Annotated in this window: 15 protein-coding genes; 11 read left to right on the top strand and 4 right to left on the bottom strand. The window is 41.0% G+C overall.

Annotated elements, in window-relative coordinates:
• Positions 1–315: hypothetical protein (locus GJV03_RS21425; protein WP_171501833.1), on the top strand; the 315-nt coding region annotated here is incomplete at its 5' end.
• A 66-nt stretch (positions 316–381) separates the two neighbouring features.
• Here GJV03_RS21425 and GJV03_RS05610 read toward each other — a convergent pair.
• From GJV03_RS05610 to GJV03_RS05600, 3 genes are all read right to left on the bottom strand, one after another.
• A complete protein-coding gene (locus GJV03_RS05610) occupies positions 382–1,665 on the bottom strand; it encodes a ribonucleotide-diphosphate reductase subunit beta (RefSeq protein ID WP_004722861.1) in 1,284 nt (427 codons plus the stop codon).
• A 141-nt stretch (positions 1,666–1,806) separates the two neighbouring features.
• Entirely contained in the window at positions 1,807–1,938 is a 132-nt protein-coding gene (locus GJV03_RS05605) for a preprotein translocase subunit YajC (protein ID WP_004722859.1), read from the bottom strand.
• Positions 1,939–2,036: 98 nt separating this feature from the next.
• Entirely contained in the window at positions 2,037–4,907 is a 2,871-nt protein-coding gene (locus GJV03_RS05600) for a ribonucleoside-diphosphate reductase subunit alpha (RefSeq protein WP_081407422.1), read from the bottom strand.
• A 555-nt stretch (positions 4,908–5,462) separates the two neighbouring features.
• Between GJV03_RS05600 and bfmR the strand changes: the two genes are divergently transcribed.
• From bfmR to GJV03_RS05580, 4 genes are all read left to right on the top strand, one after another.
• Positions 5,463–6,176 (top strand): response regulator transcription factor BfmR, encoded by a 714-nt coding sequence (gene bfmR, locus GJV03_RS05595; protein ID WP_004722855.1) that lies wholly within the window; start codon positions 5,463–5,465, stop codon positions 6,174–6,176.
• 64 nt (positions 6,177–6,240) lie between these two features.
• Complete coding sequence (gene bfmS / locus GJV03_RS05590; RefSeq protein WP_004722852.1) at positions 6,241–7,869, top strand: sensor histidine kinase BfmS; 1,629 nt, start codon at positions 6,241–6,243, stop codon at positions 7,867–7,869.
• Positions 7,870–8,102: 233 nt separating this feature from the next.
• Positions 8,103–8,477, top strand: coding sequence for a hypothetical protein (locus GJV03_RS05585; protein WP_154129650.1), 375 nt, complete (start codon positions 8,103–8,105; stop codon positions 8,475–8,477).
• A 135-nt stretch (positions 8,478–8,612) separates the two neighbouring features.
• Positions 8,613–8,942 (top strand): hypothetical protein, encoded by a 330-nt coding sequence (locus GJV03_RS05580; protein WP_154129649.1) that lies wholly within the window; start codon positions 8,613–8,615, stop codon positions 8,940–8,942.
• Between the two features lie 325 nt (positions 8,943–9,267).
• On the opposite strand, the gene GJV03_RS05575 is transcribed toward GJV03_RS05580, so the two are convergent.
• A complete protein-coding gene (locus GJV03_RS05575; RefSeq protein WP_004722847.1) occupies positions 9,268–9,618 on the bottom strand; it encodes a hypothetical protein in 351 nt (116 codons plus the stop codon).
• 898 nt (positions 9,619–10,516) lie between these two features.
• Here GJV03_RS05575 and GJV03_RS05570 point away from each other — a divergent pair.
• The 6 genes from GJV03_RS05570 to nuoG all read left to right on the top strand — a co-directional run bounded on the left by GJV03_RS05570 (position 10,517) and on the right by nuoG (position 18,172).
• Positions 10,517–11,065: an NADH-quinone oxidoreductase subunit A gene (locus tag GJV03_RS05570; protein ID WP_004722844.1), complete on the top strand. Its 549-nt coding sequence runs from the start codon at positions 10,517–10,519 to the stop codon at positions 11,063–11,065.
• Between the two features lie 7 nt (positions 11,066–11,072).
• Positions 11,073–11,750: an NADH-quinone oxidoreductase subunit B gene (locus tag GJV03_RS05565; protein ID WP_004722842.1), complete on the top strand. Its 678-nt coding sequence runs from the start codon at positions 11,073–11,075 to the stop codon at positions 11,748–11,750.
• Positions 11,751–11,836: 86 nt separating this feature from the next.
• Positions 11,837–13,624: an NADH-quinone oxidoreductase subunit C/D gene (gene nuoC, locus GJV03_RS05560; protein ID WP_004722840.1), complete on the top strand. Its 1,788-nt coding sequence runs from the start codon at positions 11,837–11,839 to the stop codon at positions 13,622–13,624.
• A 14-nt stretch (positions 13,625–13,638) separates the two neighbouring features.
• Positions 13,639–14,148 (top strand): NADH-quinone oxidoreductase subunit NuoE, encoded by a 510-nt coding sequence (nuoE, locus tag GJV03_RS05555; protein WP_004722839.1) that lies wholly within the window; start codon positions 13,639–13,641, stop codon positions 14,146–14,148.
• Positions 14,145–15,476 (top strand): NADH-quinone oxidoreductase subunit NuoF, encoded by a 1,332-nt coding sequence (gene nuoF, locus GJV03_RS05550; protein ID WP_004819326.1) that lies wholly within the window; start codon positions 14,145–14,147, stop codon positions 15,474–15,476. The genes nuoE and nuoF overlap by 4 nt, the downstream gene beginning before the upstream one ends.
• Before the next feature lie 11 nt (positions 15,477–15,487).
• Positions 15,488–18,172 (top strand): NADH-quinone oxidoreductase subunit NuoG, encoded by a 2,685-nt coding sequence (gene nuoG / locus GJV03_RS05545; RefSeq protein ID WP_004819329.1) that lies wholly within the window; start codon positions 15,488–15,490, stop codon positions 18,170–18,172.

Genomic DNA, 18,172 nt, shown 5'->3' with positions numbered 1-18,172 from the left:
TTACTAGAATATCATCCTTTAACAGATCCTCAAAAAATAGTGAATACTTGGTTTATTTATTGTGGGTTGAAAAGAGAAATAATAAAAGATACAGATAAATTGATAAGTAGAGCACATGAGGCTTTGTGGTTGAAGTATAAAGAGGTTATGGAAAAGTTAAATTCGACGATGTATCCATCTGAATTTCTATTGAAGAATATTGTTAAAGTAATTAAATCTTTAGATGAAAATGTTGGTAAATTAGTTCTTGAAAATTTAAATTCTAGTTTTTCTCCTGATTCAAGGGAATACAAATATTTAGAAACTATAATTTAGCGCTGGATAAGTAAAAAATAGAGCCATTAGGCTCTATTTTTTTAATGACAACTTATATGTCACTTCTTACCAGCTCAACGCACCACCAGTTTGATAATCAGTTACACGCGTTTCAAAGAAGTTCTTCTCTTTACGCAAGTCCATCATTTCAGACATCCACTGGAATGGGTTATTTACACCAGCAAACTGCTCAGGTAAACCTAACTGCGCCAAACGACGGTTACAGATGAATTTCAAATACTCTTCCATCATCGCTGCGTTCATACCCAATACACCACGTGGCATTGTGTCACGCGCATATTCGATTTCAAGCATAGTACCTTCAAGAATCATTTGAATGATTTCTTCTTGGAATTCAGCAGTCCACAAGTTTGGATTTTCGATCTTGATTTGGTTAATCATGTCGATACCAAAGTTCAAGTGCATAGACTCATCACGTAAGATGTACTGGAATTGCTCAGCAACACCATTCATCTTGTTACGACGACCCATTGACAAGATCTGGCTGAAACCACAGTAGAAGAAGATCCCTTCAAGTACGCAATAGAATGCGATCAAGTTACGCAGTAAGATTTGATCGTTTTCAGGTGTACCTGTTTGAAAGGTTGGATCACATAAAGACTGAGTATATTTCAAGCCCCAAGCCGCTTTACGAGCAACTGACGGAACTTCACGGTACATGTTGAAGACTTCGCCTTCATCCATACCTAAAGATTCGATGCAGTATTGGTAAGCATGCGTATGAATCGCTTCTTCAAATGCTTGACGCAAGATGTATTGACGGCATTCAGGGTTGGTGATGTGACGGTAAATCGCCAACACCAAGTTGTTTGCAACCAAAGAATCCGCAGTAGAGAAGAAACCTAATGAACGCATCACGATGGTACGCTCATCTTCGGTTAAGCCATTTTCAGACTTCCAAAGTGCGATATCGTGGTTCATGTTAACTTCTTGTGGCATCCAATGGTTTGCACACCCGTCTAGATACTTTTGCCAAGCCCACTCGTATTTGAACGGTACAAGTTGGTTTAAGTCTGCGCGACAGTTGATCATGGCTTTATCATCAACTTGTACACGTTGTGCACCCATTTCAAGCTCTTCTAAGCCAGGTGCAACGTCTAACTTTTCTAAGGCGTGAGATGCTCTTGCCAACGAATCGGTTGGATTTGTTGATCTTGCTGTATAGGTTCCAGCGGATTGTGTAGTTGCCACATTCTGCGATGACTGCTTTGTATCAGATACCACTTGCGAATCAGTCGTTTTTTTCTGTTCGACGGGCGCAGGCTGGTGAGCTTGTGCAGCTTGTTTCTGTTCATCATCTTCAAAATCGTCCCAACTTAGGATAGACATCGTTGTTCTCTCTTCGTTGTTAATATCTATGTTCGACATCTCACAATGGAAGATGTCACTACTATACGCTTATTCTGTGCAAGCAAAATTAAGTTTTGCCGATAGTTGTTTTGTTCTTGTTCGAAAGAACAGATATCCACACTACTTATTTTGCTTACGCTTTTGCTGCTTACGGATCGCAAAGAATGCATAGACCGCAGGCACGTAAAAAACTAAAAAGGCTAAGATCAGCACGATTACGCCTAACTCATAGTTATGACTTAAATGGAACATTTCTTCGCCTTTTATAATTTCAGATTTTTTGAATCCCCCTAAACCCCCCTTTTTTTAAAGGGGGGACTTTATTCCCCTTGAGGATTGGGGAGGATTACTTACTGACAAGCTTCACAATCTGGATTGTCGATTGAACATGCTTGTGGTACTGGTGCTGCTTGAGCGAAACCATCTTCTTCAGCAGGCGCTTCAGGTTTAGTTTCTTGAGCAACCGCAGCCACTGGTGCAGCAACAGTTGTTGCTTTTACTGCGTTTAAAGCACCCGTGTTAATGGTTGATTTTTCCGCAGAGGTTGCACCTAATGCACGGAGGTAATAAGTGGTTTTAAGACCACGTAACCAAGCCATCTTATAAGTGATGTCTAGTTTCTTGCCATTTGCACCAGCGATATAAAGGTTCAATGACTGTGCTTGGTCGATCCATTTTTGACGACGTGATGCAGCATCTACGATCCAACGTGTATCGACTTCAAATGCAGTCGCAAAAATTGCTTTTAACTCTTCAGGGATACGTGCAATTTTTTGTACTGAACCCTCGAAGTGTTTCAAGTCGTTAACCATCACAGAGTCCCAAAGACCACGATCTTTTAACGCACGTACCAAGTACGGGTTGATCACTGTAAATTCACCAGAAAGGTTAGATTTTACATAAAGGTTTTGGAACGTCGGTTCGATAGACTGTGAAACGCCACAAATGTTTGAAATGGTTGCTGTAGGTGCAATCGCCATCACATTTGAGTTACGCATACCGTCTTTTTGAACTTTAGTACGTAATGTATCCCAGTCCAAACGTTGAGTACGGTCAACTTCAAACATACGCTCTGGACGTGATTTTGCAACGATATCTAAAGAGTCGATTGGCAAGATACCTTGATCCCACAATGAACCTTTAAATGTTGAATACACACCACGTTCAACAGCAAGGTCGCTTGATGTTTGAATCGCGTAGTAGCTGATCACTTCCATTGATTCATCAGCAAAATCTACTGCTGCATCAGAACCATAACCCATACCCAATTCATATAAAGCATCTTGGAAGCCCATGATACCCATACCGACAGGGCGGTGTTTCATATTTGAATTACGTGCTTGTTCAACTGCGTAGTAGTTGATGTCAATCACGTTGTCGAGCATACGAACAGCAGTTTTAACTGTACGCGCTAATTTTTCACGGTCTAATGCACCACCTTGAACATGTTGTACAAGGTTGATTGAACCTAAGTTACATACTGCGATTTCATCTTTATTGGTATTTAAAGTGATTTCAGTACATAAGTTAGATGAATGCACTACACCTACGTGTTGTTGTGGTGAACGTAAGTTACATACGTCTTTGAATGTGATCCAAGGATGACCTGTTTCAAACAACATCGATAACATTTTGCGCCATAAGTCTTTCGCACGGATTTTCTTATGCAGCATGTTGTTTTCTTTTGCAATGCCTTCGTAGTAAGCATAGCGTTCAGCAAATTCACCGCCAGTTAAATCATGCAAATCAGGCGTTTCAGATGGCGTGAACAATGTCCACTCAGCATCTTCAATTACACGTTGCATAAACAAATCTGGAACCCAGTTAGCCGTGTTCATGTCGTGAGTACGACGACGGTCATCACCAGTGTTTTTACGAAGCTCTAGGAATTCTTCAATGTCCAAGTGCCAAGTTTCTAGGTATGCACATACTGCACCTTTACGTTTACCACCTTGGTTTACTGCAACCGCAGTATCGTTGGCAACTTTAAGGAAAGGTACAACACCTTGTGACTTACCGTTGGTACCTTTGATATATGAGTTCAAGGCACGTACTGGTGTCCAGTCATTGCCTAAACCACCTGCCCATTTAGAAAGAAGGGCATTGTCACGCATCGCACCATAGATGTCGTATAGATCATCTTGAATGGTGGTTAAGTAACAGCTCGACAATTGTGGACGTAACGTACCTGAGTTAAACAGTGTCGGTGTAGACGCCATATAATCGAAGCTAGACAATAAGTCATAGAATTCGATTGCACGGTCTTCACGCTGTTCTTCATTTAATGCAAGTCCCATTGAAACACGCATAAAGAATAATTGCGGAAGTTCGAAACGTACATCATTTGAGTGAATGAAGTAACGGTCAAATAAAGTCTGTAAACCTAAATAGGTAAATTGGTTTGAGCGTTCTGGTTTGATCGCAGCTGCCAATTTTGCAAGGTCAAAGTTTAAAAGCTCAGGAGAGAGAAGCTCAAGCTCGATACCTTTATTTAAATAAGTTTCGAGTGCATCGCCTTCGATAGTATCTGTGGCTAAACCTAAGAATTTTAAACCTGTCGCAACCAAGTCATCACGTAATAAACGTGCAGTTACATAAGTATAGTTTGGTTCTTGTTCGATACGGGTACGTGTTGCCATCATCATCGTGGTTGAGATGTCTGACTGTTTTACACCGTTATATAAGTTTTTAACTGTTTCATCGACAATGGCTTGAACATTGATGCCTTCTAAGCCTTCACTTGCTTTTTCAATCGTGGCTTGAAGTTTGCCCAAATCTAGAGGCTGAAGCTGACCGTTCGCATCTGTGATTTGTAAGGTTGGGTGATGATGAGCACCGGTTTGTTTACGTGCATCAGAACGTTGTTCACGGTAGATCACATATGCACGTGCAACTTTTTGTTCGCCTGTACGCATAAGCGCCAATTCAACTTGGTCTTGAATTTCTTCAATGTGAATTGTTCCGCCAGAAGGTAAACGACGATTAAAAGTATTCATCACCATCTCTGTGAGCTGAGTGATGCGATCATGAATACGGCTTGAATCTGCACTTTGTTGACCTTCTACAGCCAAAAAAGCTTTACCAATTGCTACAGAGATTTTATCTGCATCAAAAGCGGCAACATCACCAGTGCGTTTAATCACTTGTAGTTGACCAGGGGTTGTAATGGCGTTCATTGTCAGCGTAGCTCCATTGTCATCATTGTTATGTTTATGGACCATTTGAATCGGACAAACTGCAAAATTTGTTGTCACGATGTTTGAGGACTAAACACAATACTTAGTGGTTTAATTTAATTTAGAACACAAGATACGGTAATTTTAAGGGTAGATCAATATTGACATTTCAAGAATATTTTATCCCTGAAAAGTAAATTTTTATTTGCATCTTTTTACCTCAAAGCGTCATTTTTCTTATATGCCTTATGAGACAAGCACATAGCATAGCAAAGACTCCGCAGAGTGCTTATAGATAAGTGTGTGGATAACTCAAAAAACGATAAACTGATGAGACAGAATATGAACAATGAAATATTTTGTATAAAAATTAGTCCAGCTATTGATTGTCTTGAAGAAATTTAAAAATGATGTGTATTGATTTTATAAAACTGCCTACAATTCAATAGTTAATAAAAATATAACAAATTGATACGCTCATGTATCAGTTTGGTGAATGAGGTCTTGTTTACATTGTAAACGTGTGTATATTGCAAAACATAGTGTGTTGAATCTGCGAGATTTGTAGCAGACTCCAAAATCAAATATAGGGGCAAATAGATGAGCCAAGAAGAAAAGTTACCAAAGATTCTGATTGTTGAAGATGACGAGCGCCTAGCTCGCTTAACTCAGGAATACTTAATTCGCAATGGATTGGAAGTTGGGGTAGAGCCAGATGGTAACCGTGCGATTCGCCGCATCATTGCTGAACAACCAGACTTGGTTGTGTTGGATGTGATGTTGCCGGGTGCAGATGGTTTAACCGTTTGTCGTGAAGTTCGTCCACATTATCATCAACCGATTTTGATGTTGACTGCACGTACTGAAGATATGGACCAAGTTCTTGGTCTAGAAATGGGTGCAGACGACTATGTTGCTAAACCTGTTCAACCACGTGTCTTGCTTGCGCGTATTCGTGCATTATTACGTCGTACAGACAAAGCGCCTGAAGATGAAGTTGCACAACGTATTGAATTTGACGATCTTGTGATCGACAATGGCGGTCGTTCAGTGACACTGAATGGTGAGTTGGTTGACTTCACCAGTGCTGAATATGATCTACTCTGGTTATTGGCATCGAATGCAGGCCGTATCTTATCGCGTGAAGACATCTTTGAACGTCTCCGTGGTATTGAATATGACGGTCAAGATCGTTCGATTGATGTACGTATTTCACGTATTCGTCCAAAAATTGGTGATGATCCTGAAAATCCGAAACGTATTAAAACTGTACGTAGTAAAGGTTATTTGTTTGTTAAAGAGACTGGTCTATAAACGATGGGTCAGTCATCTAAGATGCTTGTCCATCACAGGACAGGCATAAAGAAGGTTAGTTTGCGTGTCTAAACACAGTATATTTTTGCGCATCTATGCAGGATTAGTCATTCTTGTTGTGTTGGTTGCATTGTTTGGATATTTACTTGTCCAAATAATTAATTATCAACGTGCGCAGGAATATCGTGAGTCTCTCACAGATGGAATTTCATTTGTGATCAGTGAAGGTGTGGCACGTCAGCAAACTGAACAGCAGCGCCTAGATTGGATTTCAGATGCATCTGATCTATTAGAACTTCCCATTTATTATCTCGAAGCACGCAAAGTTGACTTATCTCGTACTGAAGAAAAACGTATAGAAAGTCAAAAGGCAGTGGTGCGTTATGATGCAGAACAAGGGATTGCCTATCTGGTGATAGGGATCAGAAATGACCCTAAACACTATTTATATATCAAAGTCGATCAAATTGGCGAACGCCAAATGAAGGCACTTCCGGTATTTATTCTGGATTATTTGGTCTATTATCCCGGTCAAGAACAAGAATATCTTAAAAAAATTCAACAACATTTCTCTTATCATGTCGGTGTGGAAAAGATTTCTCAGCTCAATCTCGATTCAGAGCAAATTGGTCGTTTAAGGTCAGATCAAAGTGTGATTTTATGGCGTGACAGTGCAACTGTACGCGGTACCACCATTTCGATTGTTTCACCCTTACCAAACTCACCTACAGATGTGTTAGTGCTTGGCCCCGTTCCAATGTTTAACTGGATGCCCGTCAAATTGGCAGCCGGAATTACATTGCTGAGTATGTTCTTACTCTGTTTAGGGGTGTATGGCTTGATTGTGCCGATGCAACGTAAGTTGAAACAGGTGAATGAAGCCTTGGATGTGATGAGAACAGGGGATATGTCGCAACGTGTACCTGTTGAGGGTTATGACGAAATGGCCAGTCTAGCCACCAGTTATAACAGCATGTCTGACCATATACAGCGTTTGATTGAAGCACAGCGTGAGTTAATGCGTGCGGTATCACATGAGTTACGTACACCTGTGGCGCGAATCCGTTTTGGTATGGAAATGCTGGCAGATGAAGATGACCATGAATATCGTTTGCAACAGGTCGAGATGATTGATAAAGACATCGAAGCGTTAAATACGCTGATTGATGAAATCATGACTTATGCGAAATTAGAGCAAGGTACACCTTCATTAGATTTTGAAAAAATTGTATTGATTGATGTATTAAAGCAAGTTGCAGTAGAAACCGAAGCATTAAAAACCCAAAAGATTATCCACCTCAACCCACTTTCATCTGATGTGATTGTGGATGCAGAACGTCGTTATTTACATCGTGTTGTGCAAAACTTGGTGGGGAATGCAATACGTTACTGTGATCATCAGGTCAATATCAGTGGTGGTGTCAATCACCAGACCAATATGGCTTATGTCTGTGTAGAAGATGATGGCCCCGGAATTCCAGAGGAAGACCGTAAACGTGTATTTGAGGCATTTGCACGTTTAGATGATAGCCGTACCCGTGCTTCGGGTGGTTATGGTTTAGGACTTTCAATTGTTAGTCGTATTGCGTATTGGTTTGGCGGGACGATTGAAGTTGATCAAAGCTCAGATTTGGGTGGTGCAAGATTTACCATGTCTTGGCCTGTAGAGCGTTTTAAAAAGAAAAAAGCTTAATTGTTAAATCATGCTGTTAAATATTATCAATTAAGCGCTATTTGACTTGGTTCATCAGTCATCTTTAAAGTCATTATTTAAGATAAAACCACCCTCATCCTAACCTTCTCCCAACAGGAGAAGGGACTTTCAATACAAAAAATCACTCAAAAATGTTGGATGCCTTTTGATCTATATTTTTAGAAGATTGGAATTACTCCATCCACGGCAATGCGAGAAGTTGGGAACAGAAAATGACAAATGAAAATATTTTTCTAAGAGAATTTCCAATATATAAAGAGTCAATGATAAAAATATTGAATCTGATGATTTCTGATGACTATGAGGAATTGGTGAAAAATAAACTGGCCTATCCATCAACGGCAAATGAATATAGAGTTGCTGTAAATGAATTTGCGCATTTAAGTGGATTTGTGAAAATGACACAAATCCCTGACGATGTACTGGAGGATACAGAGGTTTTCTCTCTCAAAGGAGATCGTGTTAATAAATATATAATCGATGTCCAATTATGGTTTGATGATTCTGAATCAGATTTATATGCTGTTTTTTGTGCACCAATAAATGCAAGTAAACTATTACATTTGTATGATATTCGCGTTATGTAAAAATAACGATATCTATCGGAACATCAAAACGGACTCTTTGTCAGACCTTTCTAAGCATAATTACGCAGACCAAACTGAATAGCTTGAGCATTGATGTTGATATTGATAATGATAATATTCATTAAGGAAATTTGAATGGTGAACGCTAATTTTGATATTACTATTGATCATGCATTTAATGGAAATGGGCATCCTGCATTTATAATAAAAATTGCCAACCAATTTATTGAAATTAATATTTATATTTCAATTGACCAAGTGGAAGAATTGAAAAAAATAACAACAGATACTGTTACTTGTATACAGGCAGGAGAATCTGCCAACAGTCCAGTTCATTGGAAAAAAGGTGATGATGGCGAGATTTATATTTTGATCGGGGAGGATTGTGAATCTTGGGATATCGTATTAACCATCAGCATTGATTTAATTGCAGAAATTATCACAGGTATTAATGATCTTGTATAAAATTGAGTTTTTCAGAAGATTTTGACGTCACTACGAATGATCAAGGTTTATTTTTGCATCTTCGGTTTCAAAGGCCATTGGCAGTGTTGGTCTATACTGCCGCCAGTGAACTGATCCATGCCATCAACCTAGCATGCGATACTGGGTTCAAGTCATCAGCTTCGAGCACGACACCATGGGACAGCGATCCTGTTGGGCTTCGTGTAGTGTGGAATACTGGATGAATAAGAACAATGCTATTGTGGACTGAAGGCTTGGTTTCAAATAAAAAAACCACCGAAAATTTCGGTGGTTTTTTATGTCTGGATGTTGTTCAGTCTAGATTTTATTGTTGAAGCGTCGCATCAGGCGCAATGATTGGCTTACTGTCTCGCAATGCTTGTAATGCATCATGATTAAAGTCAATCAATAAGCTATTTTGTTCAGCGTCAATTTTATAACTGCTAATGATTTTTTGATCACCTTGAATGGTATCAATACGATATTCATCCGCGATATTTAAAATCCCTTCTAGATTTGTCGTGGTTGCGGCAAGATCTTGGCGGAAAAGCTCATAAACATCTCTTAGATCAAAAATTGCATTTTGTGCATCAGCGTGTTTTTTGACGTAATTTTCAATATGACGAATCAGTAATTGTGCAAATAAAAAATAGTTTGGCTTGCTGCTGAATTCCATCTTGTTTTACCCCTAAATTATTGATTTAAAGTTGTTCATATTGAATAGCATATACATAAAAGTCGTTCAATGTGTATAGGCTCTGTAGACAATTCGTCTAAGTTTGCGACAACGAACACCTTTTACTGCAATTGGGTGTTAAATATACAATTTACTGATTTAAGTGGCGATAAGTTACTCACCTTTCAGACGGCTTTGGCTTGGGCCAGTTTGGGTGAGCTTAAGTAGGTGGTGTGTGCGAAAAATGACATGATTGACAGTGCTGACTATTTTGAAAATTTAAATCAGAAAATCACAGGAGGACACAAGGTAGGTCAAAAGTAGGCATTGAGCATTTGGCGCTGGATGGTTTAAAGCGGGTTATTTCACTGAAATAAGTTGGTTTTGATAATAGTAAAGTATAAAAAATTATAAATAACTTTGTAATATTTAAAAATTATCACAATAAGATAATTTTTATCACTTGATTGATCTAATGTGACTATTTTATCACATAGAATGTAACAAAATATTTTAGGTGGTAAATCCTTATATTTGTAGAAATTAGCCAATTAAATCGCAGAAAAGCATAGATAAATCGAAGCTTTTATTTGGACTGAATCGGATTAAGCTACTGATTTGTCATTTTTAATTCATGATTAAAAAATAAACTTCGGAAAAACTAATAAGAATAGGGATGGAAATTTGATAAAACGATAAGTCAGCGCTGTATCGCTGTGAATCAGGAAAAATTATGGCTTTTGTCTAAAAAATCATCCGAAAGACTTAGAGCTATTAACTAGCAACAGATGACATCAATCGGGTACAATTGACCAGATTTATTTTGTGTTTGGTGTATTTGCAAGGCCAATACATACATTCTTTGTTAAATAATAGGCCTGCCAGGAGTTATCCCCGCATGAGTGCCATTACTCCATACGATTGGGCAATCATTGCCTTCGTGATCGGCGTGACATTTTTATGTGTCTTTATGCTCACCGTTCCTTTGCTCCTTGGGGGTAAATCATGGGGACGTGCGAAGCAAGAGCAATTTGAATCAGGTGTGGTTAGTGCTGGTGGTGCACGTATCCGCTTGTCTGCGAAATTCTACCTTGTTGCAATCTTCTTTGTTGTATTCGATTTGGAAGCCCTCTATTTATATGCATGGGCGACATCTGTACGTGAAGTAGGTTGGGTTGGTTTTTCAGCTGCAGCTGTATTTATTTTAGTTTTACTCGTTGGTTTGATTTATGAATTATCTACAGGTGCATTGAACTGGTCACCTTCAGATAAACGTAAAATCGCAGGGATTAAACCTAAAATTGGTTCACCAAATATGGACCTTGCAGAAATTACTCGCTTCAATTCAATTGAAGAGTTGGTGATGGATCCTACTGGAACTATTCCAGCTCAATCTTCTGGTCGTGTGAAAGATAAAACACCGACCATGTCTCTGAACAAGGAGTAACTCGGGAATGAAATATACTTTAACCCGTGCGAATCCAGAAGCTGAACAATATCCGCTTCAAGATCGTCAAATTGTGACAGATCCACTTGAAGAAGAAGTGAATAAAAATGTGTTCATGACTCGCTTAGAGGATGTGGTACACACAGCTGTAAACTGGGGCCGTAAAAACTCAATATGGCCTTTTAACTTTGGTACATCTTGCTGCTACGTTGAATATGCAACCACGTTAACCGGTGTGCATGACTTGTCGCGCTTTGGTGCCGAGGTTATTCGTGCTTCGCCACGTCAGGCAGATTTGATGATCGTTGCAGGAACTTGCTTTGTTAAAATGGCACCTGTAATTCAACGTTTGTATGAACAAATGCTTGAGCCTAAATGGGTGATTTCAATGGGTGCTTGTGCAAACTCTGGTGGTATGTACGACATCTATTCTGTTGTACAAGGTGTGGATAAAATCATTCCTGTTGACGTGTACGTTCCAGGTTGCCCACCACGTCCAGAAGCATTGATTCAAGCCTTGATGTTATTGCAAGACCAAATTCAATTAGAACGTCGTCCGCTCTCTGCGGTAATCGGTGATGATCTTCAGCCAGTGTATAAGCCAAAGATGATGCCAGAACGCGACCGTAAGAACGCTGAACGTATTGCAGTGAAAAACTTACGCTCTATGGATGAAATTGAGTAATTTTTTCTGATGAGTATTTGACATATCTGATGGATATGGTCATCAGGGAATTTGACAGAATTTGTATTAAATAGGAAGCCAAGCCAATGGCTGAAACTGAAATTGCTATGCCAGAATCGACTCCAGTTGATTCCCGCCCAGCATTTGCAATTGTAGAAGATCTCAAAGCCAAATTTGGCGAGAACTTTTACGTGCAACCGACGTTTGAAGATTTTCCGACGGTCTGGGTTGAGCGCGCACGTGTACAAGAAGTTCTAATGTACTTGCGTACAGTACCACGTCCTTATGTGATGCTGTTTGACTTATCTGCGGTCGATGAACGTTTGCGTAACAACCGTGATGGTTTACCTGCATCTGATTTCACAGTGTTCTATCACTTACTTTCATTAGAACGTAATAGTGATATTCGTATCAAAGTGGCGTTGAGTGAGAACGATATTAACGTTCCAACAGCGACCAATATTTGGCCAAATGCCAATTGGTACGAGCGTGAAGCTTACGATATGTTTGGGATCAATTTCGAAGGGCATCCAATGCTTCGTCGTATCTTGTTGCCAACCTATTGGGAAGGTCATCCACTACGTAAAGAATATTCTGCACGTGCGACTGAATATACACCGTACATGCAAGACAAGGCTAAACAAGATTTCGAACAAGAACATCTTCGTTTCGTTCCAGAAGATTGGGGTCTAACACGCGGTAACGCCGATGAAGACTTTATGTTCTTGAACTTAGGGCCTAACCATCCATCTGCGCATGGTGCATTCCGTGTAATTTTGCAGCTTGATGGCGAAGAAGTGAAAGATTGTGTGCCTGATATTGGCTATCACCACCGTGGTGTGGAAAAGATGGCTGAACGTCAAACTTGGCATTCATTTATTCCATATACAGACCGTGTTGACTACTTAGGTGGTTGTGCGCAAAACATGCCTTATGTCATGGGTGTGGAGCAACTTGCAGGGATTACCGTTCCTGATCGTGCACAATGTATCCGTGTCATGATGTCTGAATTATTCCGTATCAATAACCACTTGTTGTATATCGGTACTGCGATTCAGGATGCCGGTGGTATGACACCAGTATTCTATATGTTTGCGGATCGTCAAAAAATCTATGACGCAATTGAAGCGATCACAGGTTTCCGTATGCACCCAGCATGGTTCCGTATCGGCGGGACGGCACATGACCTTCCAAACAACTGGCAAAAACTGATTCGTGAAATTCTCGAATGGATGCCAAAACGTTTGAAGGAATATCATACTGCTGCACTGAAAAACTCAGTATTTGTGGGTCGTACCCGTAATGTTGCGCAATACGATGCTAAATCAGCATTGGCTTGGGGTGTAACAGGTACCGGTTTACGCGCGACAGGTATTGATTTTGATGTTCGTAAATATCGTCCATACAGTGGTTATGAGAATTACGACTTTGAAGTGCCGTTAGAGTATGAAGGCGATGCTTACGCGCGTGTGATGGTTCACTATCGCGAAATCGAAGAGTCGTTAAAAATCGTCAAACAGTGTTTGGATAATATGCCTTCTGGTCCTTATAAAGCGGATCATCCATTGGCAGTTCCACCACCAAAAGATAAGACTTTACAAGATATTGAAACTTTGATTACGCACTTCTTGAGCGTGTCATGGGGTCCTGTAATGCCAGCTGGTGAAGCCTCTGTAATGGCAGAAGTGGTGAAAGGTGCGTCTAACTATTACTTGACTTCAGATAAGTCAACCATGAGTTACCGTACCCGTATTCGTACGCCTACTTTCACCCACTTGCAGCAAATTCCTTCCGTGATTAACGGCAGTCTTGTATCTGACTTGATCATTTATTTAGCGACAATTGACGTCGTTATGGCTGACGTGGATCGCTAAGGGGTAAACGCATTATGATGATTTTGACTGATAAAAAGCCACGTGTGAATGTTGAAGGGATTCTGACCAGCGAAGAAATCCATGAAATTGAACATCACATGGGTCACTACCCATACCCACGCGCAGCGTCTTTGGATGCTTTAAAGTGTGTACAACGCCGTAATGGTTGGGTGGATGACGCGCAGTTACATGCAATTGCTCAATTATTGACAATTACAACTGCGGATTTAGAAGGTGTTGCAACATTCTATAACCGTATATACCGTCAGCCTGTAGGTCGTCACGTAATTTTATTATGTGATTCGATTGCATGTTTCTTGATGGGTGCGGAAACTTTAGCAGAAGCTTTCCAACGTGAACTGGGTATCCAATTTGGTCAAACGACAGCTGATGGTCGTTTTACTTTATTGCCGATCTGCTGTTTAGGGAACTGTGACAAAGGTCCAACCCTAATGATTGATGAAGATACACACGGTTTGGTTGAAGTGACTTCTGTGAAACAGTTATTGGAGAAGTATGTATGAATACCGAACCAAGACCAATTTATGGCGAAGGAAACCCTGAAACTCACCCATTAACATGGCGTTTGAGTAAGCAGGAATTTGTTCGTAGTGCTGATGACTATGAAGCTTTAGAAGGCTATGCAGGCTTTAAAAAAGCGCTTTCAATGCCACCTAAAGATGTTCTTGAAGTCATCAAAGCAGCGACTGTAAAAGGTCGTGGTGGTGCAGGTTTCCCAGCAGGGATTAAATGGTCATTGATGGCACCCAATGATGGTGGTCCTCGTTACCTGATCTGTAATGCCGATGAAATGGAACCGGGAACATTCAAAGACCGTTTGTTGATGGAAAAACTTCCACATCAATTGATCGAAGGGATGTTGATTGCAGGTTATACCCTCGAAGCGACTCAGGGTTATATCTTCATTCGCGGTGAATACATTGAAGCTGCACAATACTTAAATGAAGCTTTAGAACAAGTGCGTGCTAAAGGTTATTTGGGTGACAACATCTTAGATACAGGTTGGAATTTTGACCTGCATGTGCATACCGGTGCGGGGCGTTATATCTGTGGTGAAGAAACTGCATTGATTAACTCACTCGAAGGCCGTCGTGCAAATCCACGTACTAAGCCGCCATTCCCGCAAGTTGCAGGTGCATGGGGCCGTCCGACCATCGTAAACAACGTAGAAACCTATAACAACTTGCCAGCAATTATGTTGCGTGGGCCTGAGTGGTATATCGGTTTGTCTGCGGGTAAATCTAAAGATCCAGGCACTAAAATTTATGGTGCATCAGGTAAAGTGACTTTCCCTGGTCTTTGGGAATTGCCTTTTGGTACGACTGCACGTGAAGTGATTGAAGACTATGCTGGCGGAATGCGCGATGGTCTTAAACTGAAAGCATGGTTACCGGGTGGGGCATCGACTGACTTCTTGGCTGCTGAACACATTGATCTTCCAATGGATTCAGAAAGCATTATGAAAGCAGGTTCTCGTCTAGGTACATGTTTGTTAATGGTCGTTGATGAAACCCAGTGTATGGTTTCTGCAACGCGTAACTTAGAAGAATTCTTTGCACGTGAATCATGTGGATTCTGTACGCCATGCCGTGATGGTTTACCTTGGGCGGTCAAAGCACTTGTCGCAATTGAGAAAGGTGAAGGGAAGATGGAAGACATTCAACATCTTCAAGAACTGACTCGCAAATTGTGGATTGGTAAAACATTCTGTGCTCACGCACCAGGTGCGATGGAACCATTGATGGGTGCACTCAAATATTTCCGTAGCGAGTTTGAAGCTAAAGTGACAGATCGTCCTGTAGCCCAAACCAGCCACGTAGAACAAGTTTAAGGAATTCGACTATGGCTACAATTCATGTCGATGGAAAATCGTATGAAGTCAATGGCTCGGAAAACTTGCTACAAGCATGTTTGAGTCTTGGCATCGACATCCCATATTTTTGTTGGCATCCAGCTTTAGGTTCTGTCGGTTCTTGCCGTCAATGTGCTGTTACTCAATATGCGAATCCAGAAGATACTCGTGGTCGCTTAGTAATGTCATGTATGACTCCTGCATCTGACAATACCTTTATTTCGATTGAAGACAAAGAAGCAAAAGATTTCCGTGAATCGATTGTGGAATTCTTAATGACCAACCACCCACACGACTGTCCAGTCTGTGAAGAGGGTGGTCATTGTCATTTACAAGATATGACAGTAATGACGCAACATGATCGTCGTCGTTATCGTTTTACCAAACGTACGCATCACAACCAAGAGTTAGGTTCTTTCATTGCACATGAGATGAACCGTTGTATCGCATGTTACCGTTGTGTTCGTTACTACAACGATTATGCCGGTGGTACAGACTTTGGTGTTTATGCCAATGCATCACGTGTCTATTTCGGTCGTCCAGAATCAGGCACTTTAGAGTCAGAATTCTCTGGTAACTTGACTGAAGTGTGCCCAACAGGTGTATTTACCGATAAAACCCATTCGGCACGTTATAACCGTAAGTGGGACATGCAGTATGCGCCTAGCGTATGCCAAGGCTGTTCTTCAGGTTGTAACATCTCTCCAGGTGAGCGTTATGGCGAATTACGTCGTGTAGAAAACCGTTTCAATGGTGACGTTAACCAATATTTCCTTTGCGATAAAGGTCGTTTTGGTACGGGTTATGTGAACCGTGAAGATCGTCCACGTCAGCCGCAATTCCGTGCTGCAACAGAAGTTAAAACTGTTTCTGTTGATGTGGCACTGGATTCAGTGATTGAAAATGTTCAAGGCAAAAAAGTCTTGGGTATTGGTTCTCCACGTGCATCGTTAGAATCAAACTATGCGTTGCGTGAGTTAGTTGGCCAAGAAAATTATTCAACTGGTCTTTCTCAAAAAGAACAGAACTTGGTTGAACTTGCTGCATCGATTATGCAAGCTGAGGGTGTTTATAACCCAAGTATGCGCGAAATCGAAAGCTATGATGCAGTCTTGATCTTGGGTGAAGATTTAACGCAAACTGCACCACGTATGGCACTGTCTGTTCGCCAAGCTGCGAAAAACAAAGCCAAACAAATGGCTGCAGACCGCCGTACCCAAGATTGGTTAGCTGAACCTGTAAAACGTATTGGTCAGGATGCAAATTCTCCAATCTACATCTTGGCTGCAACACAAACACGTTTAGCTGATATTGCTGAGGGTGAAGTTGTTGCTTCTCCAAACGATATTGCACGTTTAGGTTTTGCGATTGCTGCGGGTGTAAACGGTGATGCGATTCTTGGTTTAGATGATGATGCTAAAGCATTTGCACAAACCATTGCAGATACGTTAAAAGCTGCGAAAAAACCATTAATCATCTCGGGTACTAGCTTACAAGATGCTGCCATCATGGAAGCTGCTGCACAAGTTGCACAAAACCTAGGTGGAAATGCAGGCTTAACATTGACAGTTCCAGAAGTGAACTCAATGGGTATGGCTTTGTTTGGTGGTTTAAGCTTAGAACAAGCATTTGCTCAAGATTATGAGTCAATCATTATTGTTGAAAATGATTTGTTCCGCCGTTTACCTGCTGTACAAGTTCAGGCTGCTCTAGACAAAGCGCAAAGCGTGATAGTGCTTGATCATTCTGAAACTGAAACCGTAAAAGCGGCTGATGTTGTCTTGTCTGCTGCAAGCTTTGCAGAAGGCGATGGAACAGTGGTCAGCCAAGAAGGTCGTGCGCAACGCTTCTATCAAGTTTATGACCCAAGCTATTACAAACCAGAATATGCCATCAAAGAATCTTGGCGCTGGTTACATGCCATTGAAACGGGTGTGAAAGGTAAAGCGATCTCGTGGACATTGTTGGATGACGTAATTGAGTCTGTGGTCAAAAATGTTCCAGTTCTTGAAGCAATTCAAGATGTTGCACCTGATGCGGGTTACCGTGTTCATGGCTTGAAAATTGCCCGTGAACCACGTCGTTACTCAGGTCGTACTGCAATGCGTGCACCATTAAACGTACATGAGCCGAAACAACCTGTAGATGTCGATTCCGCATTAACATTCTCTATGGAAGGTTATGTTGGACCGCAAAATGCATCGTCATTGGTTCCATTTGCATGGGCACCGGGTTGGAACTCACCACAAGCTTGGAACAAATACCAAGATGAAGTGGGTGGTCACCTTAAAGGTGGTGATTCAGGCGTTCGTTTGTTTGATCGCTTAGTAAAACGTCCTGCACGTAGCTATGTGGCGCCAACTGCGGTTGTGGCAAATCCAGAGAGTTTCCGTCTGGTTCCAATGCATCATATTTTCGCTTCAGGTGAATTTACGATTAAAACGCCGGTGATGGAATCGCGTATTCCAGAAGCGACTTTTGCCGTAGGCGAGCAAGATGCAGCACGTTTAAATGTTCAAGATGGTCAACAACTGACAGTGAAAGCAGGCGAAACGACGATTAGTCTTCCTGTGCATGTGATTGAATATTTACCAACAGGTTATATCGGTTATCCAGTCGGCCAAGCACCAACAGTTTCACTTGCTGAACCTGTATCTGTAACGGTAGGAGTGTAA

Origin of the sequence: Acinetobacter sp. RIT698, from assembly GCF_009668065.1 — a bacterium.
Lineage (GTDB): Bacteria > Pseudomonadota > Gammaproteobacteria > Pseudomonadales > Moraxellaceae > Acinetobacter > Acinetobacter guillouiae.
This window is presented reverse-complemented; position numbering and strand designations above follow the sequence as displayed.